1 protein-coding gene is annotated in these 746 nt (G+C 57.0%); it reads right to left on the bottom strand.

Going from position 1 to position 746, the window contains the following annotated elements; genetic code table 11:
* Positions 1–746, bottom strand: a 746-nt coding sequence (locus tag E4P00_RS24615) for an immunoglobulin-like domain-containing protein (RefSeq protein WP_348984616.1), incomplete at both ends; no start/stop codon positions are given.

The raw sequence follows: 746 nt of genomic DNA, 5'->3' as shown, positions 1-746 counted from the left end.
CCACAAGGCTGGCGGTGTAAACGATGTTGCCGCCTTCGCCGACGGTGGTGGTGGCGGTCAGAACTACGTCGACTTTATCGATGGTGTCATTGATCGTGGTAGTCGCACCGTTGCCCGCAACTTCCAGTTTTTCGAAGTTACCGCCAGAAGCGTCAGTAATCTTGACGGTCTGAGTGCTCTTATCGATGAACACGTCATCGGTAGGAGCAGGCACGGTCACTGTGCCGACGGTGTCGCCGGCCTTGATGATGATCGACGAGCCGTTATCCAACTTCAGCGTGACGTCGGTACCGGCCTTATTACTCAAGGTCGCGGTGTAGGTGATCTGGCCACCTTCATTAACGACACTTGGGGCAGTCAGCGTGACAGTCGTTGTGTTTTCGGTGCCCGGGGTGTCGGTAACGGTGGTGTTCACTGCAGCAGTGCCCGGTACCAGGTTCTCGAAATGCTCGCCGCCGGTCACACCCTTGATCGCGGTGGTGACGGTCTGATCGCCCTTGTACACATCATCAGGAGCAAGAACCGAAACGCTACCGCTCGATTGGTTTACACCGATGGTGATGGTTTTGCCGTTATCCAGGGTGACGGTCAGCGGGTTGGTGATGTTGGTCACCGGGGCGCCGTTTTTATCCACCAGGCTGGCGGTGTAGACGATATTGCCGCCTTCGCCCACGGTAGTCGTGGCGGTCAGTACAACATCGACCTTATCGATGGTGTCGTTGATGGTGGTGGTCGCACCGTTGCCT

This window comes from Pseudomonas sp. B329 (assembly GCF_023127835.1).
Classification (GTDB): Bacteria; Pseudomonadota; Gammaproteobacteria; order Pseudomonadales; family Pseudomonadaceae; genus Aquipseudomonas; species Aquipseudomonas synxantha_A.
This window is presented reverse-complemented; position numbering and strand designations above follow the sequence as displayed.